Genomic DNA, 25,795 nt, shown 5'->3' with positions numbered 1-25,795 from the left:
TTATATTTTCGTATCTTCCAATTCTCTTATCAACATATCCCCAAGTTCACGAGAGCGTTCTGTCGCCCGCTTCACGCAAGCTTGAATAGCCTCTGCTGTTTCTGATTGTTGTAAGATAGAAATACCTGCTTCCGTTGTACCGCCTGGACTTGTTACTTCTCTTCGCAGTTGTGCTGGTTCCTTTTTAGTTCTTCCTAACATCTCCGCTGCTCCTAACAACGTTTGCTGTATAAGTTTTCTTGCCACCTCATGTTCCAATCCTTGTTCAAGAGCGGCTTTCTCTAACGCTTCTGCAACGTAATAAACATAAGCTGGACCACTTCCAGATAAACCTGTTACGGCATGTAATTGATCTTCCTTTACAATCGAGCATGATCCAATGGCAGAAAATAACGTCCTTGCAAATTCATACTCATCCTCGGTTACATTTTCACCGACAGAAATGGCGGTAGCCGATAACCCAACGGTAGCCGATGTATTAGGCATCGCGCGAATAACACGAACTTCTTTTTGTAATAATTGTTGTATGGACTCTATCGAAACTCCAGCTAAAACAGAAATAATTAACGTATCATTATTAACGTAAGAAGCTATCGATTGTAACGCTTCTTTCGCGTCCTTTGGCTTTATCGCAAGAAAAACTACATTTGCTTCCGACACTGCTTTTTCTTTATTTGTTTCAGTGGTTACGCCATAATTTCTGGCAATAAGGTTTAGCCGTTCTACGTCTTGTCTATTCGTAACGGAAATATCACTCGGGTTTGCAATCCCCCTTTTTATTAAGCCACTAATAATCGCTTCTGCCATCGATCCAGCACCGAGAAATGCAATCTTCATGCTTATTCACCAACTTTCTAATATATTTTTAAATATAAAAAGACCAATCTGTCCTATAAAAAAGGACGGATTGGTCTTGTATCCGCGGTACCACCTTCATTGGCTCAAAATAAAAGCCCTGCTTTAAATTCCTGTATCGTAGGAAGGACGATTAAGTTTCCTTAATTGCTCCAGGGTAGGTTCAAGAAAGTAGTGGACGAGGAAGTCTTTCAGCCGGTGAACTTCCATCTCTTATCATCATTTCATTCTTTACTAATCCCTATCGTCACGTTTACGTTTAATTAAATTTTTATCATTATGCAACGTTTACGCTATATTGTCAATAGATAAATGTTTGTTTTTCGTGTAACCTATTTTATAAATATAATTTTAAGGAAAGAAATTTTATGAAAACACTAGATTTTTTCATGAAAATAGTACATTCTAGAAATGAATGAGTATTCAGTTTGTAAAGTAATCTTATTGTAAAAAAACAAGGGAGATAAAAAATGGTGAAAGTTACAAGTAAGCAACAAATACAACAAATTACAATTCCAACACCGTTTCCAGTGGGGGATGTTCATACATATGTCATCTTAGGGGAAAAGGTGACACTCGTTGATGCAGGGGTGCGGACGAAAGAAGCATGGGAATATTTTAAAAAAGAGTTAAATGTTATTGGCTTAACACCGGATGATATTGATCAAATCGTTGTCACGCATCAACACCCTGACCATGTCGGGTTAATTGATTTTTTTCGTAGAGACATCCCAGTAATCGGCCATGAAAGATCGCATCTTTGGATGATAAAGGATGAAGCTTATTTAAAAACACATACCGAGTTTTATTTATCCATACTATTAGAAGCTGGGGTAGACCAACGCTTTTTTCCATTAACGGAAAAAGTGAACGATATGCTTCATTTTTCTTGTAATCGAGGACTTACCGATTTAGTCGATGAAGGAGACTCCATTCAAGGATTAGATGGCTGGAAAGTACTATACACTCCTGGACATTCTAGTGCACATATCAGTTTATGGCATGAACAAAAAGGAACACTCATTGGTGGAGATGTTTTACTTGCGCATATTTCACCTAATCCTCTTATTGAACCTTGTTACCCAGGAGAAGATGAAAGAAGAAAAGCGTTAGTGGAATATATAGCTTCTTTAGAAAAGTTGAGCTTATTACCAATTCGTCAAGTATTGCCTGGTCACGGTAATAATATTTCAAATGCAAAAGAGCTAATAGAAGAAAGATTACTAAAGCAAGAAAAACGTGCGGAAAAAGTACTAGCGTTTATTCGCAAACAACCGAGAACTGCTTATGAAATTTGTGTACACCTTTTTCCAACCGTATATGAAAAACAGCTAATGTTAACGTTATCGGAAACAATAGGTCAATTAGATTATTTAGAGGATGCAAAAATGATAGAGGTAGATAGAAATAATGTACCGCATCAGTATCGAGGAATAATCAATGAAAGCAATAAGGGTTAGAGGTGCAAAAATGGGAAAACTTATGAATAAAAATATTGTCATTACAGGTGCTTCCTCTGGTATTGGGGAAAAGGTTGCACGGAAGGTGGCAGAGATGGGAGCTAGACCTATCTTACTAGCGAGATCTAAAGAGAAGTTGCAAAGCTTAAGTGAACGAATTAATCGTTTAACTTCCGTAAACTGTCTATTTTATCAACTGGATGTTAGTGATTCGGAGCAAGTAAAAGTTGTCTTTAACCGCATTATGGAAGAAGTAGGGCACATTGATATTCTTGTAAACAATGCGGGGTTTGCTATATTTGATGCATTTCATGAGGCTAGTTTAGAAGATATGGATAATATGTTTAAGGTTAATGTGCTCGGATTAATGGCATGTACGAAGGAAGTTCTCCCTTCTATGATGGAAAGGAACAGTGGTCATATTATTAATATTGCTTCACAAGCAGGTAAGCTAGGGACACCTAAATCAAGTGGTTATGCAGCTACTAAACATGCTGTATTAGGTTTTACGAATAGTCTTCGTATGGAGCTTGCAAAAACAAATGTTTACGTTTCAGCAGTGAACCCTGGACCAATCGAAACGAGCTTTTTTGATGTTGCCGATAAATCGGGAAACTATGTTAACTCAGTCAAAAAATATATGCTTAAACCAGATTACGTTGCAGAAAAAATAGTCCAACTAATGATGAATCCTAAACGTGAACTTAATTTGCCTAGATGGATGAATGTTGGAAGTGTTCTATATAATTTGTTTCCTAATTTGGCAGATAAACTAACTGGAAATCTGTTGAATAAAAAATAATTATTAAAGTTTCTTAAATGTAAAGTAGGTAGTAACCTTGTAACTTTTATCGCATCTTTTCGTCCATTTATATAGAGGTGATAAAAATGAAATATATGAAATTCTTTCTTTTCGTTAACTGTTTTTTCTTATTAATGGCTTGTGGAACAACGAATAATGGTGCAACAAATGGTGGTACTGGTTCAGATCAAGACGATCCAGCACAAGAGGAAGAAGGGGTAAAAGATTTAACAGGGCACATTGTATCCATTGATGGAAACCGCATCCTCGTTACTGGTGAAAATGCTCACAATAGTGTTTCTGCTACATGGTATACAATAGATGATAATACGCTCATTACGCTTGCTAGTGGTAGAGAGCCTGGTATCGTATTGCAGGTTGGCATGAAAGTAGAAACGTGGAACACAGGAATTGTATTAGAGTCTTTTCCTTCCCAAGCAAGTGCTGTAAAAATAATCGTAGATGATAGCCAACCATTAAAAGAAAGAGAAGCGATTGAACAGGCACTTAGTGAAGTCGATCTGAGTCAACCTTGGTTAGTAGCAACGGTTGAGGAGGAAGGGGATATGTATAAGGTTACATTGAAAAACCTTCTCTCCGATGACGAAGAAGTTGAAATAGAAGTGAAAGTTGAATAAATAAATGGTAAAAGGGATGCACTCTAATGAAGGCATCCCTTTTGGCTTTTCCTATAAACTCTCGAAATATAGAACTTTATCTAAGCAACGTTTATATATTCCTATTAAATAATGCGACGACTCCTCTGAAAATAAGAACAGAAGAAAATAGCAGAACTGTTAATACGCCGACGATGAAAGCTAAAGGTTCTACAGGTGCTAAAAATCCTGTTAACGGAACTCTAGTTAATGCAAATCCAGCTAGTATACACGCTAAAAAGATAAGTGGATATTGATTCAACTTAATCCCTCCTTTAATATTTTATATTCTACACGGTACGTAAATGGCACGGCCAATCATTACCATTTTCACCGTGGAAACGATACTTGCTTAAGATGTATTTTTTTAATCAAAATAATTTCTTCAAAACTTTTTTCTGCTTTAAACTGTCTAATGTGTAAATAGGGATGGAATGTCTTATAGAGGAGTGGCAACAGTGCAAACAGAACTAGTGAAAAAAGCCAAAAAGGGAGATGAAGATTCGTTTTATACGTTGATGGTCCACCATAAAGATCAACTATATCGGATTGCATACGCTCATTTAAAAAACGAACAAGACTCATTAGAAGCAATACAAGAAGTAACCTTCCGTGCTTTTAAAGCGATAAAAAAATTAAAAGAACCACAATATTTTTCCACATGGCTCATTCGGATTATGATGAACTATTGCAGTGATGAACTAAAGAAGAAGAAAAAAGTAATCCTTCAAGGCGAACAATTTGAAGTACCAACTACGGATCAACATCCGCTTCATTTAGAAGTAGCTGAAGCGGTGAACAATCTAGATGAGCCTTACCATACGGTTATCTACTTAAAGTATTTAGAGGATTTAAAAATAAAGGATATTGCGGTAGTGATGGATACGCCGGAAGGGACAGTTAAAACATGGCTATCGAAAGGATTACAGATGCTTCGTAGTTATTTCAATGAAAAAGGAGGGAAGAATCATGTTTGAGAAGGAAGAGGGAAAATTAGAAGGATTAAGAAAAAAGTATAACGATATTCCGATTCCACCAAATGTGGATGAATACATTTTAAGCGGCATTAGAAAAGAAAAAAGAAGAAGAGCCACAACTAGATGGAAATGGGGGGCGATAGCTGCCAGTATTTTTTTCATTGTCATGTTAACTTCGATTAGAGTTTCTCCCACGTTCGCTGACTATGTAAGCTCCATTCCTGGACTGCAAAAAATTGTAGACATTGTTCGTAATGACAAAGGTTTAGTAGCAGCTATCGAAAATGACTACATGCAGGAAATTAACAAGTCAGTGGAGAAAAACGGTATTACATTAACGGTCGATGCAATTATTATGGATGAAGACGTCTCGTTGCTTTTTTACACAATTGTAGCTGATCAAGACTATCCTTCGCTTTTCTTAAATGACCCAACATTAATTTCAGAAAGTGGAGAGGATTTGCAGTTAGGCTATAGTTATAGTAGTCATTCAGAAATAAAAAAGAATGAGCCAGTTACCGGTATTTTAACTATTGCTGATTATAAACATGGTTCTATTCCCGAATCCTTACAATTCCGTACGAACATTAAAAACGACTTTAGCGATGTTGTGGAAGATTTACACGTTTCCTTTTCTTACGATAAAGAGAAGTTCGCAAAGATAAAAAAGGTGTATGAAGTGGATCAAACGATAACGGTGGAAGATCAAAAAATATATGTAGACCGAATGGAAATTCGCCCAACAAGAATTGTCGTTTATGTGGAGTACAATAACGAGAACAAGCAAGAAATTTTCGGTTTTGATGATATCCAGCTTGTAGATGGAAATGGAGAAGTTTGGACCCCTACCGATGGCTTAGTATATGATAAGTTAGATGAAAATAAAATAGCTCTAAATTTTCAAAGTAACTATTTTGCGGAACCAAATGAGTTGTTTTTAACATTTACATCCCTTCGTGCACTCCCGAAAGAAGAAATCGAAGTGACGATTGATTTAGAAAAAAACAAAATAGTAAATGCCCCAAAAGATGGTAAACTTGCATTCGTCGATAGCTCTTTTTGGGACGTAACATTTGAATTAATGGTGGACGAACAAGATTATTACCACCATAGACCTCTATTTCACTCGACTTTTACGGATGCAAATGGGAAAGAATATTCCTTCAATAATAGTTCCGGCTCCTCTACAGAAGAAGGTATTCATGTGAAAACGCTGGGTGGAGTGAACATGAATGAAGTAGCAAGCCCAATTACATTGACTATTAGTGACTATCCAAACCGTCTACGTAAAGACGTTCGACTACAATTAAAATAAAGCGGAAAGGGTGAAGTCCTTTTCCGCTTTTTCCTTTTTATTTACTTATATACTTTTACACAGCATATTGACATTAGCAGTTTTCTTGTAGTGCAAAGTACCGTTTGCTTTAAAAAATTTCCATTGAAAGAGAACGTATATTCGGTTATGATATAGAATATAATAAATACGAACAAACATTCTGTTAGTGAGGGATGAAACGTGGAGATTGATTACAACGAGATGCCTAACAACAAGACTTTATGCGTAGATATGAAAAGTTTTTACGCAAGTTGCTCAGCGGTAATGCTTGGATTAGACCCGATGACATGTTATTTGGCAGTTGTCGGTAATACAGAAAGACAAGGGAGTGTAGTACTAGCAGCTTCTCCAAAATTAAAAAAAGAATTCGGTATTAAAACAGGGTCCAGAAGATTTGAAATCCCAAATGACCGACGAATTCAAGTCGTAAATCCCCAAATGGCAACGTACTTACGTATTTCAACCGAAATTACAAGATTATTTAATCGTTACGTCCCGAAAGAATCGATTCATACGTATAGTGTTGACGAGAGTTTTTTACAAGTGGACGGAGTGGAATCAATTTGGGGAGATGCCGAAACGATTGCATGGAAAATAAAAGATGGGATTGAAAGGGAGTTTCAATTACCGTGTGCAGTTGGGATTGGTCCGAACATGTTAATGTCGAAGCTCTGTCTTGACCTCGAGGCGAAGAAAAAAGGAGTAGCCGAGTGGACGTATAGCGATGTGAAAACAAAACTATGGAAAGTTTCTCCGCTTCGTGAAATGTGGGGGATTGGCTCTCGTGTGGAAAAAACGTTAAATCGAATGGGAATTTTTAATGTCGGGCAGTTAGCTAATTATCCGTTAGAGTTACTGGAGAAAAAATTTGGTATTATGGGCAACCAACTGTACCATCATGCGTGGGGAATTGACTTTTCACAACCGGGGGCTCCGCTCATGCAAGGCCAAATTAGCTTCGGTAAAAGCCAAATACTATTGCGCGACTATCATGATCCGAAAGAGATTAAGCGTGTGCTTCTTGAAATTTGTGAAGAAGTAGCAAGAAGAGCTCGTCAACACAATAAAGCAGGTCGAACGGTGAGCCTCGGTATTGGTTACAGTAAAGAAGAGTTTGGTGGTGGATTTCATCGTTCCAAGACGATAGAGAGCCCAACTAACATTACAATGGATATTTATGAAACGTGTCTAGAGCTGTTTGAAAAATTTTATGAAGGAAAAACAGTTCGACAAATTTCAGTCTCACTTTCTAACATAGTGGAAGATAGCGAAATACAATTAAGTTTATTTGAGCTCGATCGTCCGAAAAGGCGTCAGCTCGGCTATGTTATGGACCAAATTCGTCATAAACACGGCTCAGCTAGCTTACTAAGAGCGGTATCTTACACGGCTGCAGGGACAGCGAAGCATCGAAGTACATTAGTTGGTGGACATAAAGCATAATAGGAGTGAAGCGTTTTGATTCGTGATAGAGGGAGTATAAAGTGGACAGCAATGATGTTACCAGAACATGTAAAGCTGTTAAGAGATTGGGCAAAGGAAGATAATGATGTAACAAAGCCGCAACTAGATGAGCAACATGTTGATTATATGAACGAGCAAATAGGAGAGGCGATGGAAATAGGTAGTGAAGTGACGATTACGTATTACGAGAAAAAGCGATATCATCTATTTATCGGCACAATTCACCATGTTGATCCGATAAAATCTCGATTACACGTAGTGGACAAATTTGGAGAAGCATCGTATTTACCGTTAGAAAACATTTTAGACATTACAGGATAAATAAAAAAAATGGGACTGCCTTCGTTAGACAGCCCCAATTTGTCATGATTTTTTTTCAAACATTCCTAACTGTAATAGTGCTTCAATCACTTCTGTACCTTCATCTGCTGTAATTTCTACTTCTTGGCCAGGTTGAAGAGCTAGGGCTAATAAGCCTAGTAAACTTTTGGCGTCAATTACCCAATGTTCTTTTTTAAAAAGTACTGTTCCAGAATAAGAGCTCGTTGTATTGACAACTTTGCTAGCTGCTTCACCGAAAATCGGCTTTAATACAGTAACTACCATAATTATTTCTCCTTTTATTAAGGGATTTGTTAGTTATATTTTAGTATAGAGAGCGAAGAGAAACAATAAATAGAAAGAAGAAAATCTGTCTAAAAAGCAACAGATTTTCTTAAAAATAATTATTCATCTAGTACCTTTTTTGCGCGAACGCAAGAGTCAAATTGACCTTTATGATTTCCGTCACAAAAAGGTTTTTTCTCCGATAAGCCACATCGACATAACGAAAAAGTAGATTTCGTTTCAAACACATTTCCATCTGCATCGATTAACTCGACATCGCCTGTTACACGTAAAGAGCCATTATCATTTACTTTAATTTGTACTTTTGCCACAAGAGAAAACCTCCATTATTTACAATATTATTAACCATAGTACTCAAAAGCGCTTGTATAAATTCCATTCTACATCATACACGAAAAGTCGTGAGGCTAATCATTCATTTGAAAAATATGTTACAATCAGACGTATAAACGTAATGGAGGAATGAACGTGAACGTAACTTTTACAGAAAAAGCACTTGTTAAAATAAATGAAAAATTTAATGGCAATGATAATAAATGGCTTAAAATAAAATATGATACTGAAGGCTGTGGGTGTGTTGTAAGTGGAGTATCCGCGTTATGGATTACTCCTGAGAAAGAAGAGGATGATATTGTTGTGGAGTCTAATGTGGAAGGGCTATTAATGGAAAAATCGAAACTTGTCTTTTTTGACGAAGATATGACCGTTGATTTTGTAGACTCAGCGAACAGCTTTATGCTCAAATGTCCTAGCCAAATTTTAAACCCACGCATGTCATTAAGAGTAGTCGGAGGATAAGAACGAATGAAAGGTAAGTTGAACTCGTTAAAAAATATTGCCCTATCTAAAACGTGGGCATCGTTTATAAATCAGAATCACCCGTATAGTTTAATGCATTGGTCGATTGGTGGGGCACAAGCTGAAGAAAAAGATGTATGGTTACTTCAAGACGAAGTAACATTTGAAGTACAAGAGTTCCCAACGATAGATGAAGCGATTGATTGGATAAGTAACAATATGGACGACATTACAGATGTTTTAGGGTAAGAACAAAAAAGCCTGTTACGAAGGAATTCCTCGTAACAGGTTTTTTTAGTTGAATAAAGCACACACAGTCAATCATTTGGAGCATCACTAATATAAATTAAAATTTTTTTAAAAAAACTGTAGGGCATTCTCGATTTCATTTCGTCTATATAAGTAGAGAAAAAAAGAAAGGGGGGAGAGCACATCGAAAAGAAAATGATAGAAAAGGCAAAAGCGGGGAATGAACAAGCTTTTACCTTTTTAATAGAAACATATAAAAATTACGTATATCAAGTTATTTATCCAGTTTTACGAAACGAAAAAGATGCAGAGGACGCACTACAAGAAGTATGGATGAAGCTATTTGACGCTCTTCCCCAATATACAGGTCAAGGCTTCAAAACGTGGTTAGCTCGTATTGCCATGAACCATGCCATTGATATGAGGCGGAAGAAACAGCGGTTACGGGAAGTGGTAGAAGAACAGCTAGAAACGGAAAAGGTAGAAGACACTGAAAAACTACTATTAAAAAAAGAGAGTAAAGAAGTTGTTCATCGTAGATTGCAAGAAATGCCAGAAAATTACCGAGATGTTATAACAGCCTATTACATACGTGAAAAAAGTTATAAAGAAATTGCCCATGAACAAAACATAGAAGTGAAAACAGTCGAAACGAAGTTATACCGAGCAAGAGTATGGATGAAGAAGCATTGGAAGGAGGAAGATTTTTCGTGAATCATTACACACAAGAAGAGTGGCTAGCTTATATTCAAGATGAGTTGTCGGAAGATAGGAGAACTATTCTAGAAGATCATCTATACTCCTGTGACCAATGTTTACACGTATATTTAGAGCAACTAAACTATGTTTCGGATACGTTACCGATGTTATCGGAAGAAGAACAGAATGTGGTACCAATCGAAACGAAAAAGATGCCATTTTACCAACATTCTATCTTTCATTATACAGTGGCTGCAGCGATTACGTTTCTTTTACTTACATCTGGTATGTTCCATAGTATGATTGGTTTTGCTTCCAATATAGAGGAAAGTACAGTCCAAAATAGAGAAGAAGCAGTATCAAAAAATGTGATGAACAAAGCACTATCATTTCTTGAATTAATAGAAAGAAAACATAAGGAGGAAAAATAATTGAACAATAAAAGTCCATTTGTAGCGTTCTTTCTCTCATTTATACCGGGGATGGGACATCTATACTTAAATCGAACAAAAAGGGGTATGTTTTATTTGTTTTGTACCATCATCCCGCTTATCGGCTTTGCATTTTTGGCGGCTATCAATCCGTGGGATGCGGGAATTCTCATTATAATGGGAATTGGCTTTGCTTTTTTCGTTGGATTCCTTAACTTACTCGATATGGTTTTTTATTTAATAAAAAAACCGCTTCAAAATGTGAATGTACAAAATGGAGTGGAAAATAAAGACACTCAAGTTTCCGCTAACAACTCGGAACGACTACATACAATGTTGCTTTCGTTCGTACCAGGGCTAGGACACTTTTATTTAGGACTAATGAACAGAGGTTTAACATTTTTGATCGGCTTTTTCGGATTAGGGGTAATGGTTATATTTATTGCAGCCATTACGAGTCAAGGTGGTTTTATTGCGTTTTTAGGGATTTTACCTGTTATTTGGATTTTTAACATGTTTGATACGATGCAACAGCTATCACGTAAGCAAAATGGAGAGGAGCTTGTAGACCGTACCGTTTTAGAAGATTTTGAGGAAACGAGAAAAGAACAAGGGAGAAAGAGCAAAGCGCTAGCAACGATTCTTTCAATGTTTCCTGGTGCAGGACATATGTATCTAGGTTTACAACGACGTGGGCTGCAGCTTATGGCAGCATTTCTGTTCTCTATTTATATATTAGATACGTTACGATTATCGCTATTTTTATTTCTCATCCCGTTAATTTGGTTTTATAGCTTTTTTGACGCTTTACAAAAAGTATCGAAACACGGAGATGAAGAAATTGAAGATATACCAATTGTTTCTTACCTTATTAATCATCAAAAATGGGTAGGAATTGGATTAATTGTATTAGGTATTTATTATATGTTTACCAATATCGTCGTACCGGTGTTAGGGCCAGTAATGAACGAAGCGTTCGGTGTAGATTTTAACTATTGGTATTATCAATACTTTCAAATGATCGTTATTTCGATTATTTTTATCGGCGGAGGCATTAAGTTGTTAATTGGCAGTAAATCGAAAAGAAAGGAGCAAGTATCATGAGGACGTGGAGAGTTGGTACTTTTTCAATGGGAGTATCCCTAGTAGCGCTCGGATTATTTCTTGGAATTAGTCAGTTTAAAGGCTGGGAAGCACTTCAACCATTTCTACTTTGGTGGCCCTTTATCTTAATAGTACTAGGGGCAGAAGTATTAGTATACTTATTCGTTTCTAAGCAGGAACATCCGCGAATAAAATATGATGTATTAAGTATCTTTTTTGTTGGTGTTTTAGGTACAGTTGGGATTGCGCTTACTGTGTTAATATCAACAGGTGTTTTACAAGAAGTTCGTACAGTAGTAAGCGCGACAGAAAAGTCGTTTGCGCTTCCAGAAGTGAATGAAAACTTAACCTCTGAAATAGAGAGAGTAGTCGTTGAAACAGGAAATCAGTATGTACAGGTCGAAACGACAACGGGAGAACAGCTGCATATTTTCGGAGCATATCGAACAACGATTGAAGCTGGGAAAGTTCCCCCGATAGTAAAGAAAGAAGACTACGTAGTGAGGAATGTAGTCGGGGATACAATGTATATCCAATTTAAAGTACCCGAACAAAAAACAGGTCCTTTTTCTATACACACAGTTATGACACCAACAATAGCAATTCCTGATAGTGTTACATTAGAAGTAAGAGGTCGTCATAACCTAGTGAAGTTAAATGTCCAAACATTAAAAAATAATTGGACAGTAAAAGGTGCAGAATACGTTGAACTGTACGTTAATGAAAAGAATGATCTCGAATTAATCACACATTCTCATTATGAGCAGGATTCAGCATACTTCGAATGGGAAAAAGTATCGAATGAAAATGATGATGCTTTTAAAGGAGTATATAAGTTAGGCGAAGGTACGTATCAATTAAGCATACTAGAGAGCAGCTCTGTTGCATTAAATATAGGGGAAGGATAAAGGGTTCAAGTAAGAACCCTTTTTTCTTTTCCATTTGATATGGTAAATTTACGTCTAGCAACTCGAGGTCACAAGTCAATCTGTCCAGAAGGTCAAAGAGCACTCCTTTTGCCGGCTTGCTTTGTGCTTGTCGTCGCTTAGTGAGCCCCTTCCGCTTTTGTTCTTACAAATTGTATTAAGATGATAAATATCGCAGTGAAACATATCGCAATTGCTTGTGTAATACTTATACTAGAATGTAATATCCATATATCCATCAATGCTACTTCTATTAAAATTAAATTATTGATCATAGAACTTTCGTAAGCTTTTAAAAATTTCTGTGTAAGTCCCCATAAATAAAAGGCAACTCCTCCATTTATCACTCCTAACCATAAAATAATGAAGTATGATTTTAGTTTTAAAGTTGGAAAAGGTTCCATGCTAAACCCAATAACTAGAAGTAGAAAAGCCCCAATAAGCATCGGCTTAACAACCACATCTTCTACCCGCATTTGTTTATTCGCTATAACATGTCTTGAATAAGATAGATGAATTGCGTATCCAACGCTAGATAATAAAACAAAAAGTACGCCGATTATATCTGCTAGTGATAAATTCCAAGGATAGTAATATACAAGAACACTAATAGCGACACCGAAAGCAAAGTAATAAACTGCTCTGTTTTTAATTTCCTTTAGCCAAAAAACATCAATGAATAATACAATTAAGATGTTACCTAAGCAAAGTATCAAACTAGTTTGAGTAGGTGTGATAAAAAATTGCCCTACATATTGCATTCCTTGCGCTAGAAAAAAGCCGAAGAAACCGAGCAACATATATTGTAGCCAGTTCAATTGTATCCTATCTGTTCTCTCACGTTCATGACGGAATGACCTCCACATGAAGATGGCGGTCGCGATAGAAATAGAAGCGATTAAATATCGAAGACCTGATAAAGTAAGAGGACCTATCACACTTTCATTAAAAACTATTTTGTTTAATATATAGGACGACGCCCATAACAATGTAACAAATACAGCAATTAATATGGCGAAAAATTTATTTTTTTTCAATTTATTTTCCTCCAACATTTATTTTAACAAGATAAATATATTATGATAGTGGAAAGGAGGAAGAAAAAGAGAAAATAAAAAGCTATCATTTCCCCTTTTGAATGGAGGTTACATGAATACACTTATTCAGTTTTTAATACTTAGAAGCAAATGGAACAATATTGAAGAAAACCAACCTATTCCGGTAACGCTTACCGAAATAGCAGAAATATTAAACTGTTCTGTACGAAATGTAAAATATATATTAAAATCATTTATTTCGAACGATTGGATTATATGGATTCCGGGTATGGGGAGGGGAAATCCATCAAAGATTACATTCCGACAATCTAATCGTGAAATTATCGAAGAAGAAGTTAAAAAGATAATGAAAGAAAATAAAGCGGAAAAGTTAATGGTGTTACTACAACTAGAAGAGTTACAGGAGAAAGAAAGAAAATATCTATTAGACATACTGCTATATAGAGAAAAAAACAATGATACTTATTCAAAAGATACTCTTCATTTACCGGTATATCGACAAATTCATCAACTATCCCCTAGCCTTGCCACAAGAAGAACGGAGCTACACTTAATTCGACATTTGTATTCAACGCTAATTGGTATAGATAGTGAACGGGGAATAGCAGAGCATTGGAGAATCGAAAGTGATTATAAGCGATTTACGTTTGTTTTACGAAAGGGTGTTAAATTTCATGATGATTCCACTCTTACCGCCGAAGATGTACGCTATTCATTGTTGAAGTTAAAGAATACGAATTTTAGTTGGGTTGTAGATGAAATAAAATCAATCGAAATCCTACATGATACCAAACTAGTCATACAATTGTTTCGTTCTAATTATTCCTTTTTAAGCTGGTTAACCTTACCGTGTACATCCATTATAGCTGCTAACTATACAGATAGAATTATAGGAACCGGCCCTTATTATTTAAGCAAACATAATGAAAGTATCGTTATCTTAAAAGCATTCTCCAATTATTTTGGTTATCGACCATCTACGGATGAAATTAAACTAATCATTGTACCGGTCATCTACAAACAGTATTTTGATGGTCAAGAGGTTCAAAACAATAATAGTGATGTGATAGAAAAACAAGTCGTTAGTCAAATAGATGTGGGCTGTAAATATATTTTGTTACATACTGCAGCCCTCTCCAAGGAGGAACGTCTCAGTTTAATACAAAAGATAAATATCCCACAAATGATAGCGAGTCTAAAAGAAAATAGACAGGAGGTAGCTACTACACTACTTAGAGGGATAAATCATAGTTTAACGGATCAAGCTTTTCCTAATTGTTTACCTTCAACCGTTAGCATTCGAACGTATAAGGGAGCAGGTAACGAAAAGGACATGGGATGGTTATGCAAACAGTGGGAAGAAAGTGGTGTACGCGTTAACGGTACATTAGTTGATTATTCACAGCTTTATGACGGAAAAACGGACGTAATATTAACAGAGATAAGTGGTGAGGATAGTTTAGAGACTACTTTATTTTCATTCATTTTAAATAAGGACAGCCCGCTCCAATTAGTGTTATCACCTAAAAGGTTAAAGGAGATAAGAGAGATAGTGGGTAACGTTATCCAAATAAATGATCAAGAAAAACGGTGGGAGGAACTTTCACACGTACATAATGACCTGATCGAGGAAGGGGTCCTTGTACCGTTGTTTAGGTGGAATCAAATAGTGAAAGTTCCCACTTCATTCGCAAAATTAAGTTTAAATTCATATGGATGGCTCAATTTTTCTGAACTTGTTAATGAAATGTAAAGGTTGAAATTTTGCCGTTATTATGTATAATAGGTTAGAGAAAATTGTATAGATAGGTTTTCTAGGGTTCCGTAGTCTTTACTAGTCTGGTCCGAGAGAAAGCCCACAAGTGTAAGCTTGTGACACGGAGGGATAAAAGCCTGGGAGATATTCGTTTTACATGAATAATCTTCTTGGCTTTTTTATTTTTGAAACGGGGTGTTAAAAAATGAATTGGAATTGGACGAAAGTTTTGATAGCCGCATTTTTTGAAGTGATTTGGGTTATTGGGTTGAAACATGCTAGTCAGCCACTAGAATGGGGCGTAACGATTATCGCGATTGCGATTAGTTTTTATTTACTAATAAACGCAGGTAAAGAATTGCCAGTTGGAACAGTTTATGCTGTATTTGTTGGACTAGGAACGGCAGGAACAGTCATATCAGAGATACTGTTCTTTCAAGAACCAGTTCATATAGGTAAGCTATTCTTTATACTATTACTGTTATTAGGTGTAATTGGGTTGAAAATGGTAACCTCAGAACAAAAAGCGGAAGGAGGAGAAATGTAACATGGCTTGGTTTTATTTAATATTGGCAGGTTTATTTGAAATGGGTGGTGTCTTAATGATTAATAAATGGCACCATGACCGAAAGATTATTTCTCTCCTTCTACTAGTACTTGGGTTTGGTTTTAGTTTTATTTTCCTAGCGATTGCGATGGAAACATTGCCGATGGGTACAGCGTATGCGGTATGGACTGGTATCGGTGCTGCAGGTGGAGCGATTTTAGGAATGATATTTTATAATGAACCGAAAGATTGGAAGAGAATATTTTTTATTAGTTTAGTAATTGCTGCAACGATTGGGTTAAAGTTAATATCATAAATTTAAGAAAGGACCTCTGGATAGGTCCTTTTTTTATTGCTTTAATGCATCTAAAATGAGAGAAGGAAAGACTAACTCGTCCTTATTTCTAGGGTCAATCTTCTTAGAACGAAAGATAACACCGTCACTTTCATTCCAATCCGTATAGTGAAATACTCCTTTTTCATCACAATACTCTAGAAGTTTGACGGCAAAGCCTGCACTGTTAAATATATGTGATAATGTTTTATATGTGTGAACGAATTTATGACTCGAAGCAGGATGTTCTTTAGGACCAGGTCCACCCACTTTTACTATGTTTTGGTACTCCTCATTTGGAAAGAAGCCATCTGGAACGGCACATCGAATGTAACCAGAGGACTTTAAATATTTGTAACAAATGTTTGCCGCTATTACTCCTTCATCAAACGAAAGATGTTCCCAAACATGCTCAGCTACTATTGCTGAGATACTATTCTTGTTAAACTGTGCACTCCACGTAGTTTCATCTAGCAAACTTAATGTCTCTTCTTCCGTATGTATCCAGCCAGGGTTGTTATTGTATCCGCCAGCACCAATTACTAGTTTTACATCAACTAAGGTCATTAATTTCTCCTCATCAATTATTCCTTTTTCTTACATTATATTGAATATTGTCAAAAAAGAAAAGAAAAAGAGTGTAGATTCATTATACGTATTATTCTCTATTGATTGGGTTAAAACCATCATCTATACAGACTACTTATAGTGAAAAATTTATAATTACAACTCATGAATTTTCAAAAATCTTTATAAGAGTAACGAACAAAAAAAGGTCCTAAAAGTCAGTTTCTACTGACTTTTAGGACGTCCCTGATAATTATATACTGCCTAATAGTTCTTTCGCTTTTTTGACTAATTCTTCATTCGGTGGATTAACATCTTTTAGGGCATAAGGAATCCCAAGTTGTTCCCATTTATATACACCCATTTGATGATAAGGAAGTATTTCAATTTTTTCTACATTCGTTAGCGTTTGAATAAACTCACCAAGCTCTTTTAAATCTTGTACATCATCTGTTTTAGTAGGAACTAGCACGTGACGAATCCATACAGGTACATTTCTATCTGATAGTAGTTTGGCAAATTGTAAAATATGGGTGTTTGGTAATGAAGTTAGTTCTTTATGCTTTTCGTTATTGATTTGCTTAATATCTAGTAAAAATAGGTCTGTATACTTTAGAAGTTCATCCAATGATTCAAGAAATCTTTTAGAGTTAGAGAAACAACCAGCAGAAGTGTCAACCGTTGTATGAATTCCTAACTCTTTACATTTTTTAAATAATGCAATTACGAAATCAATTTGTAATAGCGGTTCGCCACCACTTACGGTTACTCCTCCGTTTGAGTGTTTCATGTAGGGAAGATACGTTTCAATATCTTCTATTAATTCGTCCACAGACATAAGCTTTCCTTTTTTCTGTTCCCACGTGTCCGGGTTATGGCAAAATTGACACCTTAACAAACAGCCTTGAGTGAAAATAACGTAACGAATACCTGGACCGTCTACCATGCCGGACGTTTCGATAGAGTGTATATAACCTTGCATAATTGAATACCTTCTTTCTATTTTAAGGAACAGCAAAGAGGGGGAAGCCTTTCAAAAAGAAAGGCTTAAGAACCTAATGACTCATGGAATGTACGATTAATAACGTCTAATTGCTGTTCTCTTGTTAGTTTAATAAAGTTAACGGCATAACCTGATACACGAATGGTTAACTGTGGATACAATTCTGGATGTTCCATTGCATCTAGTAAAGTTTCGCGATCAAATACGTTAATATTTAAGTGGTGCCCTTTTTTGTCTGCATAGCCATCAAGAATAGCTACTAAGTTAGTAATTTGAGTATCTTCTTCTTTCCCTAACGCTTTCGGAACGATAGAGAACGTGTTAGATATACCGTCTAATGCGTGATGGTAAGGGAGTTTGGATACAGAATTTAAAGAAGCAAGGGCTCCTTTCTTATCACGACCATGTAATGGGTTAGCCCCTGGTGCGAATGGCTCGCCATCTCGACGACCGTCCGGAGTATTCCCAGTTTTCTTCCCGTACACTACGTTAGAAGTAATCGTTAAGATTGACATCGTTGTCATTGAATTACGGTACGTCTCATGTTTCTTTAACTTTTTCATAAAGCTCTTCACAACTTCTACCGCGATAGAGTCAACTCTCTCGTCGTTGTTACCGTATTGAGGATAATCTCCTTCTACTACATAATCAACAGCAATGCCATTTTCATCACGAATTACTTTAACTTTAGAATGTTTAATAGCACTTAACGAGTCAGCAACGACGGATAAACCAGCAATACCAGTAGCCATTGTACGTAAAACGTCTTTATCATGCAGCGCCATTTCAATTCTTTCATAGTTGTATTTATCATGCATGTAATGAATGATATTTAACGTATTAATGTAAAGTTCTGCTAACCAATCGAGCACTTGATCATATTTAGACATTACTTCGTTGTAATCTAAATACTCGCCTTGTATTTTCTCAAACTTCGGTGCAACTTGTATTTTTGCTTTTTCATCTACGCCACCGTTAATAGCGTATAGTAAAGCTTTTGCTAAGTTCGCTCTAGCTCCGAAGAACTGCATTTGCTTACCAATTCTCATTGCAGATACACAACAAGCGATGCCGTAATCGTCACCATATTCAAGTCTCATTAAATCATCATTTTCGTATTGAATAGAGCTTGTTTTAATAGACATGTTAGAACAAAAACGCTTAAAGTTTTCAGGTAGTTGTGTAGACCAAAGAATCGTTAAGTTAGGCTCTGGAGCAGGACCTAAGTTCGTTAATGTGTGAATAAAACGGAAGGATGACTTTGTAACAAGCGGTCTGCCGTCTAATCCAATACCACCGATAGACTCAGTAACCCACGTTGGATCTCCACTAAATAAGTCATTGTATTCTGGCGTTCTAGCAAACTTCACTAAACGTAACTTCATAACGAAATGATCTACTAGTTCTTGAGCTTCTTCTTCTGTTAATCTACCTTCGCGAATATCATTTTCAATATAAATATCTAAGAAAGTAGATACTCGACCTAGGCTCATTGCTGCTCCATTTTGTTCTTTAATAGCTGCTAAATATCCGAAGTATAGCCATTGAAAAGCCTCTTTAGCTGTTTGAGCTGGCTCCGAAATATCATATCCATAAATACTTGCAAGTTCCTTTAGTTCTTGCAGTGCACGAATCTGTTCAGAAATTTCTTCTCTTAAACGGATAATATCTTCCGTCATTCTAGAGCCTGTGTCTTTTAAATCTTTTTTCTTATCTTCAATAAGGAAGTCTATTCCATAAAGTGCAACTCTACGATAGTCTCCAATAATTCTTCCGCGACCGTAAGCATCTGGTAAACCAGTAATAATTCCTACTTTTCTAGCTACTTTCATTTCATCTGTATAGGCATCGAATACACCTTGGTTATGTGTTTTTCGATGTTTGGTGAAGAAATTATCTACTTCCTTATCAATTTCGTATCCGTATGACTCTAAGGCAGTTGCTGCCATTCTTATACCGCCATAAGGTTGTAAAGATCGCTTGAATGCTTCATCTGTTTGGAAGCCAACAATTGTTTCACTATCTTTATCTAAATAAGCTGGGCCGTGAGAAGTGATAGTAGATACGATCTCTGTATCTAAATTGTATACACCGCCTCTTTCACGTTCTTCTTTCGTAAGTTCCATTACTTTCTTCCATAAGCTCTCTGTACGTTCTGTAGCCTGTGCTAAAAACGTTTCATCTCCATCATAAGGTAAAAAGTTTTGTTGGATAAAATCTCTTACATCAATTTCTTTATTCCAGTTTCCTTTGCGGAAATTTTGAGGATAGTTCATGATTTCCAACTCCTTTAAAAAGGTTAATTGAGTTTGTGATGTTTTTAACAATTTAAATATAACAAGGAACATTCAGGAAAAGGTGTGATATTTATCACATGACACGAATTTGTAAAAAATTTATTACTAAAATTTGAAAGTGTGATAAAGTTCACATTTTAGTATTAGCTTGAAGATGTATGATGTGCCCATAGAAAGAAAAGTTAAAGATTAATTGGAGGAATGAAAAATGGCACGTATAACAGAATGGAACCCAGAAAATAAAGATTTTTGGGAAAGAGAAGGGAAGCGACATGCAAGGCGTAACCTTTGGATATCTGTTTTTACATTATTATTAGCGTTTGTTATTTGGCAGATGTGGTCAGTAGTTGCAGTTCGGTTAAATGATATAGGGTTTCAGTATACAGATGAGCAATTATTTACGCTAGCAGCCATTCCAGGATTAATTGGGGCATCGTTACGATTTATTTATACATTCGCTGTTGGAAAGTTCGGCGGGCGAAACTGGGTTGTATTTTCTACAGGTGTATTAGCTATCCCAGCCATTGGTATCGGATTTGCTGTTCAAAACCCAGATACACCATATTCGGTTATGCTAATTCTTGCAGCTCTTTGTGGTTTAGGGGGAGGTAATTTCTCTTCTTCTTTAGCGAATATTAGCTTTTTCTACCCTAAAAAAGAAAAAGGAACAGCGTTAGGTATTAACGGTGGACTCGGAAATATGGGGGTATCAGTTGTACAGTTTGTTACTCCATTAGTTATTACGATCGGAACTTTCTCATTTATCGGTGGAGAAGGTCAAGTGTTACCGGATGGATCACAAGTTTGGTTACAAAATGCAGCGTTCGTTTGGGTATTACCTATTATAATTATGACGATTGTTGCGTATTTTGGAATGGATAACTTACCTAATACGAAACAATCTGTAGCAGAACAATTTGTTATTGTGAAAAGAAAGCATACGTGGATCATGACTTGGTTATATGTTGCGACATTCGGTTCATTTATTGGGTACTCAGCAGCATTTCCACTATTACTAAAAAGTACGTTCCCACAATATGTTGGTTTAGCCTTTTTAGGAGCATTTTTAGCCGCGTCGTTTAGACCGGTTGGTGGTTGGTTATCAGATAAGTTTGGAGGAGCAAAAGTAACAACATTTGTTCTAATCACGATGTCTATAGGGGCATTGCTAGTTATTTACTTCCTTGGACAACAATTTTTCACTGGTTTCTTACTTTCGTTTTTACTATTATTCATTGCAGCAGGTATAGGTTCTGGTTCTACGTTCCAGATGATACCTATCATTTTCCCAGCAAAAGAAGCAGCGCCAGTTCTTGGATTTACTGCAGCATTTGCAGCTTATGGATCATTCTTTATTCCAAAATTGTTCGGTTGGTCAATGGCTACGTCAGGAACACCAGCTACTGCGTTATATTTCTTTATCGCTTTTTACGCAATTTCTATTCTATTAAATATTTATTACTATAACCGTAAAAACGCAGAAGTAAAATGCTAATTAAGACATAAAAGAGATGGAAGGGAGTTCTTTACATACGTGAAGAACTTCCTTTTTAACGTTAAAAGTAATTTTAGTCGAATTCTGAGCTGTAAATTTAGTAAAATAAAGGAAAGGAGGGGTATTTTTGTTTAGACAAGCTGTAGGGGCGATAGCGAAAAGAGAAAATGGCGATATTTTACTAGTAGAAAAAGTTAAATGGCATGATAAAAATGGAAATAAAATTAACACTACTGCTGAGTGGGATATACCAAAAGGTGGCGTCAAAAGTGAAGATGAATCACTACAACAGGCGCTTATTAGAGAGTTAAAAGAAGAAACTGGATCTGCCGAATGGGAAATTGTATCACAATATGATGCGAAGATTCAGTTTACTTTTCCAACTTCTATTCAAGAAAAGATTGGTTACAAAGGTCAGAGCACGACATTGTTTCATGTCGTGTATACGGGTAATAATGACGTGTTTACACCAATTGATACAGAAATAAAAAGCTGTCGATGGGTTTCTAAAGAAAACATAGTCGATATAATAGCGCATGAAGAAACGAAGCATTTTTTAACTAAATATGTTTTATGAGCATAGGGAGGCTGTCCAATAAACCTCAAAACAGTGTAGAATCAATTCGTTTTTCCATTGTTTTTCATGTAAGGATTTCATACAGAAGGTAGAATCATTATACATAGTATTTTTGATTGGGCTAAACTACATTCTATACAAACTACACATAATCAAAAATTTGTACGTACAGCTCATGAAAATTTAAGAATACTTATGAGGGTAACGAACAAAAAAGGTCCTAAAAGTCAGATTCTACTGACTTTTAGGACAGCCCCGTTATTTAATAAACATTTCCTTTTTCATCTACAAATACAGATTTTACTACCGTTCTCTCAAAGTCATCTCCATTAGCAGTTTTTCCTTTAAAATCAATCGTTATGTTGTAAACACCTGCTTTTGAAAGGGTAATAGGTAGTTTTTCCTTTTGTGCCATTTGTTTTTTCGTACGTGTAGTTTGTATTCCATTATTATTAAGGTGGACTGTCATTTCTAGTGCTTTAATATTTTTTCCTCTACTAACCTGTAAGTTTTCGTAATCAAATGTTAGGCTATCATTAATGTTACTGTCGATGGAGACATTCATTAAATAAGCTGCCTTTGTTTCGTTAGCAAGAACTGTCCACTTTCCAGCTTCAGGTTGATTGATCGTAACGGTGTGATGATATGCTCCTTTAAAAATATTGTCATTTTCATAAATTGCAAAGTTACTATATATATAGCCGGAAGGGCTTACTACTTGTAATTGTTGATGTTTTTGGTCACTTAGCCAATCCAATGATAAATGATTAGTACCGTTTTCTACAACAAAATGTTCTTTTTTACTGTTATTATATTCTCCACCGCGGAGTATCATATTGGTTGCTGGGTTGATGGTTTCTATATCTAAATATTCAGCAGAGGCACTAACCTCGTTATATGCGGAAAAAAATGAGCTTGGCTGGCTACTTGTTAAATATGGACGGAATAAATGGAAAGTGTTCCGACCTTCTCGAATACTACTATGATTCCAATTGCTAACACGAACTTCATGACTGTATGGTAATCTAGAACTTCTAACCGTTACAGCACCATCATTTTGCCCGTAAGAACTTAAGTAAAGTCCTCCCCAATAAAGAGAAGAGCCGAAACTACCCCAACTCGTTCCACCAAATGTATAAATAGGATTCCTACTTCTATTAGCGTGACCATCTGTTTGAACACGATATTGACTCATGTAACCAGTTTGTAAGGAGTAAGTTGCGTCATTTCTACCACCGAAAATTCCAGCGAGCCAGCCAGCCCAACTACTGTATGCTAAGTCAGCAAGTTCGGAGCCGTAATGAGGAGTAGATAAGGTGATAAGATTAGAGACATATGGGTGAGCGTTCTGATGTATTAATGCGTTTTGTGTGTCGATTCCGCCTTTACTATGTGCAACAACGACTAATTTCTTTTGACCAAAGTAGTTGTAAATTTCCTGCAGTTTACTAGCTAGTAGAATACCGTTATCCCACATATTCTTATCTGGGTGTACATCCACAAATGCAGTTTCATATCCGTTTTGGAGAGCAACTTGGTACATATCATTACTTTCCCACCATGTTCTTGATGAGCTGTTAAATCCGTGTACAAATACAACCGGCGCTTTGTTTGGATCAATGTAGCTAGGAGTATCTCCAACATACCATTGTCCAGGAACTCCACCAGGATCGTCTTTCCCGCCAATTGTACCTGCACTAACTTGAAGCGGCACAATAAGTAAAAGGAAAGAAATTAACAGTAAACTTACTCGTTTCATTTTATTCCTCCTTTATTTCAGAGCAAAGCACCCATAAAAAATCATCTTAATAGGACAGGAAGTACAGGACGTTATACTCTGATTATTGAAGTTAAACTATTTTTTGGTAACTCCATCATCAGTCTATGGGGATAATGGAAAGAAAGACGTAAAACATGATCAGGATGAAAAAATAAGAAAGAGGTAGGAGGGAAGCTTCATTCCATTTACGGAAATAGACCTATTTTTATGAAAAACGCGAATAATATTAAAACATTTTGTACAAGAGCCAACATTTGGTACATGTTATTGGTATAATTGGGAAAGATAGTAGTGAAGGAGGCGTATGCGATGGCATTCGGTAGAAGAAATCAAATGGAAATTCCCAAACCGCCTGACGTAGAAAAAAATGTACTATCCTGTGAAGGTGACGATTGCAACGGTTGGATGAGAGAAGAATTTGCTTCAGAAGATGAGCTATGTCCATTATGTGGTGGTTCGATGAAAAAGGAAATAAGAACTCTTCCTGAAATTGATAAAAATAATAATTTTTATGGTAGATAATATAAAAACAGCAATTCGCTAATTGGAATTGCTGTTTTTTAATACGTTCTGCTCGGAAATGTTTTTTATGTTTTTAATGGTAACCGATTTCTTGTAAAAATTCATCTACCATTTTCTCATATTCTTCTCGGTTTTCGCTATAACTCATGGCGTGTTGGCCTTTTGGTGCTAAATAGAGCTTTTTTAAGCCTTTTTTCTTTTCGAATAATTGCTCTGTCATGACTTTTGGAATGTAATCATCTGGTTCGCTATGGATAAATAGTATTGGTTTTTCTATATTTTCTATTACTGAAATTGGAGAGACTTCTTTTAAATTGTATTTATCTCGAATTCGTAAAAATGTTTTTGCGATTGGCATAATTGCATATTTAGGAATTAACTTATATTCAACCTTCAAACGGTAGGCTAATTGTTCTTCTAAATCGGAGAAAGGACAATCGGCGATGTAAAAGTCCGCACCGTCTTCCATTCCACCAGCATATAAAAGTAACGTAGATGCGCCCATTGATTCACCGTGAATACCAATTATACTATCTTGTCCTTGCCTCTTTTTCACCCAATCTACAACCGCTTTTAAGTCATGTTTTTCATAATAGCCATAACTAGTTGTTTTTCCTCCAGACTTTCCGTGTCTACGATGATCGTAAATGACGGCATTCCAACCACGTTTTAAGAAAATATTCATATACTTAATAGAATTATATGTGTTTTGAGTTACTCCGTGGCAAAATATCATGTATCGGTTAGAGTCATTTACCTTAATTAATTCACCGTATATGTTGTAGCCAAAAGGTGAAGCAATGTTTAAAGGTTTTTTTGGTAATGAAGCATATTCATCCTCTTTATAGTGCCCTAAGTTTTTCTCTCGCTCAATTATCTCTTCCGTTGTTTTTTTTCGTATATACATAACAATGTTAGAAAAAAGCAGACCAACAATGAACACGTAAGAAAAAAGAATTGTAAATAATACTATTACTTGCCTATAGTACCGCTTCATTTTTATTCGTCACCTCAGTTGTTTAGTTACAATTAGTTTACCATTATTTAGTTAGTTCACAAAAATTTATAACATTGTCTTAAAGGAAAAAATGATACATGAGTCGAATCTCGTTTAAAAAGAGGGGGATTACATGGAAAATATAAAAAATTTAAGGAAATTAAAAAGAGAGTATATTGAACTTGAAAGATAAATAGCAGATGGAAGATGTTATTGGATGAAGAGCAAAATAATAAATATTAATGAAGATAACTGAAGAAAGGCATGGTTCATTTTTGTCATGCCTTTCTAGGGGAAGAATTATTGTTCTGAATTTTGCCTTTTCGTCGGGTGAATCGCTTTTTCTAACTCTTCTTGTGCAATTGGTTGCTTACTCTTGTCTGCATTAGGCTTACCTTTTTGACCACGTTGTTTAGCCATAACAAAAATCTCCTTTCTCAACTTATCATTGATAATTTGAGAAAGGTGGGAAGAAATT

29 protein-coding genes and 1 riboswitch are annotated in these 25,795 nt (G+C 36.0%); of the genes, 19 read left to right on the top strand and 10 right to left on the bottom strand.

Annotated elements, in window-relative coordinates; all coding sequences use genetic code 11:
* Entirely contained in the window at positions 1–837 is an 837-nt protein-coding gene (proC, locus tag O1A01_RS16960) for a pyrroline-5-carboxylate reductase (protein ID WP_270064530.1), read from the bottom strand.
* Positions 838–1,325: 488 nt separating this feature from the next.
* Here proC and O1A01_RS16955 point away from each other — a divergent pair, with 488 nt between their 5' ends.
* The 3 genes from O1A01_RS16955 to O1A01_RS16945 all read left to right on the top strand — a co-directional run bounded on the left by O1A01_RS16955 (position 1,326) and on the right by O1A01_RS16945 (position 3,755).
* Positions 1,326–2,315 carry an MBL fold metallo-hydrolase gene (locus O1A01_RS16955; protein WP_270064529.1) on the top strand — a complete coding sequence of 330 codons (990 nt, stop codon included), beginning with the start codon at positions 1,326–1,328 and terminating at the stop codon, positions 2,313–2,315.
* A gap of 10 nt (positions 2,316–2,325) precedes the next feature.
* Positions 2,326–3,117 carry an SDR family NAD(P)-dependent oxidoreductase gene (locus O1A01_RS16950; RefSeq protein ID WP_066414578.1) on the top strand — a complete coding sequence of 264 codons (792 nt, stop codon included), beginning with the start codon at positions 2,326–2,328 and terminating at the stop codon, positions 3,115–3,117.
* 86 nt (positions 3,118–3,203) lie between these two features.
* Positions 3,204–3,755, top strand: a complete 552-nt coding sequence (locus tag O1A01_RS16945; protein ID WP_270064528.1) for a DUF3221 domain-containing protein — start codon at positions 3,204–3,206, stop codon at positions 3,753–3,755.
* A gap of 91 nt (positions 3,756–3,846) precedes the next feature.
* Here the strand turns inward: O1A01_RS16945 and O1A01_RS16940 are convergent, their stop codons facing one another.
* Positions 3,847–4,035: a hypothetical protein gene (locus O1A01_RS16940; protein WP_066414474.1), complete on the bottom strand. Its 189-nt coding sequence runs from the start codon at positions 4,033–4,035 to the stop codon at positions 3,847–3,849.
* 196 nt (positions 4,036–4,231) lie between these two features.
* Here O1A01_RS16940 and O1A01_RS16935 point away from each other — a divergent pair, with 196 nt between their 5' ends.
* From O1A01_RS16935 to O1A01_RS16920, 4 genes are all read left to right on the top strand, one after another.
* Positions 4,232–4,750 (top strand): sigma-70 family RNA polymerase sigma factor, encoded by a 519-nt coding sequence (locus O1A01_RS16935; RefSeq protein WP_235858089.1) that lies wholly within the window; start codon positions 4,232–4,234, stop codon positions 4,748–4,750.
* The gene (locus O1A01_RS16930) at positions 4,743–6,065 is read left to right on the top strand and encodes a DUF4179 domain-containing protein (RefSeq protein WP_270064527.1); all 1,323 of its coding nucleotides are present in this window, start codon (positions 4,743–4,745) and stop codon (positions 6,063–6,065) included. The genes O1A01_RS16935 and O1A01_RS16930 overlap by 8 nt, the downstream gene beginning before the upstream one ends.
* Positions 6,066–6,287: 222 nt before the next feature.
* Entirely contained in the window at positions 6,288–7,529 is a 1,242-nt protein-coding gene (locus O1A01_RS16925) for a Y-family DNA polymerase (protein WP_066414580.1), read from the top strand.
* Positions 7,530–7,544: 15 nt separating this feature from the next.
* The gene (locus O1A01_RS16920) at positions 7,545–7,871 is read left to right on the top strand and encodes a YolD-like family protein (RefSeq protein WP_066414479.1); all 327 of its coding nucleotides are present in this window, start codon (positions 7,545–7,547) and stop codon (positions 7,869–7,871) included.
* Between the two features lie 42 nt (positions 7,872–7,913).
* On the opposite strand, the gene O1A01_RS16915 is transcribed toward O1A01_RS16920, so the two are convergent.
* Both O1A01_RS16915 and O1A01_RS16910 read right to left on the bottom strand, forming a co-directional pair.
* Positions 7,914–8,156 carry an HPr family phosphocarrier protein gene (locus O1A01_RS16915; RefSeq protein ID WP_066414480.1) on the bottom strand — a complete coding sequence of 81 codons (243 nt, stop codon included), beginning with the start codon at positions 8,154–8,156 and terminating at the stop codon, positions 7,914–7,916.
* A 119-nt stretch (positions 8,157–8,275) separates the two neighbouring features.
* The gene (locus O1A01_RS16910) at positions 8,276–8,488 is read right to left on the bottom strand and encodes a CDGSH iron-sulfur domain-containing protein (RefSeq protein ID WP_066414483.1); all 213 of its coding nucleotides are present in this window, start codon (positions 8,486–8,488) and stop codon (positions 8,276–8,278) included.
* Positions 8,489–8,645: 157 nt separating this feature from the next.
* Between O1A01_RS16910 and O1A01_RS16905 the strand changes: the two genes are divergently transcribed.
* From O1A01_RS16905 to O1A01_RS16880, 6 genes are all read left to right on the top strand, one after another.
* On the top strand, positions 8,646–8,975 hold the full coding sequence (locus O1A01_RS16905) for an iron-sulfur cluster biosynthesis family protein (RefSeq protein ID WP_066414485.1): 330 nt from the start codon (positions 8,646–8,648) through the stop codon (positions 8,973–8,975).
* 6 nt (positions 8,976–8,981) lie between these two features.
* Positions 8,982–9,224, top strand: a complete 243-nt coding sequence (locus O1A01_RS16900; protein ID WP_066414487.1) for a DUF2552 family protein — start codon at positions 8,982–8,984, stop codon at positions 9,222–9,224.
* 195 nt (positions 9,225–9,419) lie between these two features.
* Entirely contained in the window at positions 9,420–9,938 is a 519-nt protein-coding gene (locus tag O1A01_RS16895; RefSeq protein WP_066414489.1) for an RNA polymerase sigma factor, read from the top strand.
* A complete protein-coding gene (locus tag O1A01_RS16890) occupies positions 9,935–10,354 on the top strand; it encodes an anti-sigma factor family protein (protein WP_066414492.1) in 420 nt (139 codons plus the stop codon). Before O1A01_RS16895 ends, O1A01_RS16890 begins: the two co-directional genes overlap by 4 nt.
* A 51-nt stretch (positions 10,355–10,405) precedes the next feature.
* Positions 10,406–11,458, top strand: coding sequence for a hypothetical protein (locus O1A01_RS16885; protein ID WP_270066430.1), 1,053 nt, complete (start codon positions 10,406–10,408; stop codon positions 11,456–11,458).
* Complete coding sequence (locus O1A01_RS16880; protein WP_270064526.1) at positions 11,455–12,366, top strand: hypothetical protein; 912 nt, start codon at positions 11,455–11,457, stop codon at positions 12,364–12,366. Before O1A01_RS16885 ends, O1A01_RS16880 begins: the two co-directional genes overlap by 4 nt.
* A 137-nt stretch (positions 12,367–12,503) precedes the next feature.
* Here O1A01_RS16880 and O1A01_RS16875 read toward each other — a convergent pair whose 3' ends face one another.
* Positions 12,504–13,421: a DMT family transporter gene (locus O1A01_RS16875; protein ID WP_066414499.1), complete on the bottom strand. Its 918-nt coding sequence runs from the start codon at positions 13,419–13,421 to the stop codon at positions 12,504–12,506.
* Between the two features lie 112 nt (positions 13,422–13,533).
* Here O1A01_RS16875 and O1A01_RS16870 point away from each other — a divergent pair, with 112 nt between their 5' ends.
* From O1A01_RS16870 to O1A01_RS16860, 3 genes are all read left to right on the top strand, one after another.
* Positions 13,534–15,195, top strand: coding sequence for an ABC transporter substrate-binding protein (locus tag O1A01_RS16870; protein WP_270064525.1), 1,662 nt, complete (start codon positions 13,534–13,536; stop codon positions 15,193–15,195).
* Positions 15,196–15,245: 50 nt separating this feature from the next.
* Positions 15,246–15,344, top strand: a riboswitch (guanidine-I (ykkC/yxkD leader).
* A gap of 59 nt (positions 15,345–15,403) precedes the next feature.
* Positions 15,404–15,745 (top strand): DMT family transporter, encoded by a 342-nt coding sequence (locus O1A01_RS16865; protein ID WP_066414503.1) that lies wholly within the window; start codon positions 15,404–15,406, stop codon positions 15,743–15,745.
* Position 15,746: 1 nt separating this feature from the next.
* Entirely contained in the window at positions 15,747–16,061 is a 315-nt protein-coding gene (locus tag O1A01_RS16860; protein WP_066414506.1) for a DMT family transporter, read from the top strand.
* 33 nt (positions 16,062–16,094) lie between these two features.
* On the opposite strand, the gene O1A01_RS16855 is transcribed toward O1A01_RS16860, so the two are convergent.
* The 3 genes from O1A01_RS16855 to pflB form a co-directional block, all read right to left on the bottom strand.
* Complete coding sequence (locus tag O1A01_RS16855; RefSeq protein ID WP_270064524.1) at positions 16,095–16,646, bottom strand: class I SAM-dependent methyltransferase; 552 nt, start codon at positions 16,644–16,646, stop codon at positions 16,095–16,097.
* Positions 16,647–16,899: 253 nt separating this feature from the next.
* Entirely contained in the window at positions 16,900–17,628 is a 729-nt protein-coding gene (pflA, locus tag O1A01_RS16850; RefSeq protein ID WP_270064523.1) for a pyruvate formate-lyase-activating protein, read from the bottom strand.
* A gap of 65 nt (positions 17,629–17,693) precedes the next feature.
* Positions 17,694–19,925 carry a formate C-acetyltransferase gene (gene pflB, locus O1A01_RS16845; RefSeq protein WP_066414512.1) on the bottom strand — a complete coding sequence of 744 codons (2,232 nt, stop codon included), beginning with the start codon at positions 19,923–19,925 and terminating at the stop codon, positions 17,694–17,696.
* Between the two features lie 229 nt (positions 19,926–20,154).
* On the opposite strand from pflB, the gene O1A01_RS16840 reads away from it, so the two are divergent.
* Together O1A01_RS16840 and O1A01_RS16835 are read left to right on the top strand one after the other, a co-directional pair.
* Entirely contained in the window at positions 20,155–21,441 is a 1,287-nt protein-coding gene (locus O1A01_RS16840; RefSeq protein ID WP_066414514.1) for a NarK family nitrate/nitrite MFS transporter, read from the top strand.
* Between the two features lie 127 nt (positions 21,442–21,568).
* The gene (locus tag O1A01_RS16835; RefSeq protein ID WP_270064522.1) at positions 21,569–22,018 is read left to right on the top strand and encodes an NUDIX hydrolase; all 450 of its coding nucleotides are present in this window, start codon (positions 21,569–21,571) and stop codon (positions 22,016–22,018) included.
* Between the two features lie 262 nt (positions 22,019–22,280).
* Here O1A01_RS16835 and O1A01_RS16830 read toward each other — a convergent pair whose 3' ends face one another.
* Entirely contained in the window at positions 22,281–23,777 is a 1,497-nt protein-coding gene (locus O1A01_RS16830; RefSeq protein ID WP_066414518.1) for an esterase/lipase family protein, read from the bottom strand.
* 330 nt (positions 23,778–24,107) lie between these two features.
* Here O1A01_RS16830 and O1A01_RS16825 point away from each other — a divergent pair, with 330 nt between their 5' ends.
* A complete protein-coding gene (locus O1A01_RS16825; protein WP_066414520.1) occupies positions 24,108–24,320 on the top strand; it encodes a cold-inducible protein YdjO-related protein in 213 nt (70 codons plus the stop codon).
* 73 nt (positions 24,321–24,393) lie between these two features.
* Here the strand turns inward: O1A01_RS16825 and O1A01_RS16820 are convergent, their stop codons facing one another.
* A complete protein-coding gene (locus tag O1A01_RS16820) occupies positions 24,394–25,317 on the bottom strand; it encodes an alpha/beta hydrolase (protein WP_270064521.1) in 924 nt (307 codons plus the stop codon).
* Between the last annotated feature and the right edge of the window lie 478 nt (positions 25,318–25,795).

It is taken from the genome of Sutcliffiella sp. NC1 (genome assembly GCF_027594365.1).
Taxonomy (GTDB): Bacteria; Bacillota; Bacilli; order Bacillales; family Bacillaceae_I; genus Sutcliffiella; species Sutcliffiella cohnii.
The sequence above is the reverse complement of the archived record's forward strand: the minus strand, read 5'-3'. Positions and strand labels throughout refer to the sequence as shown.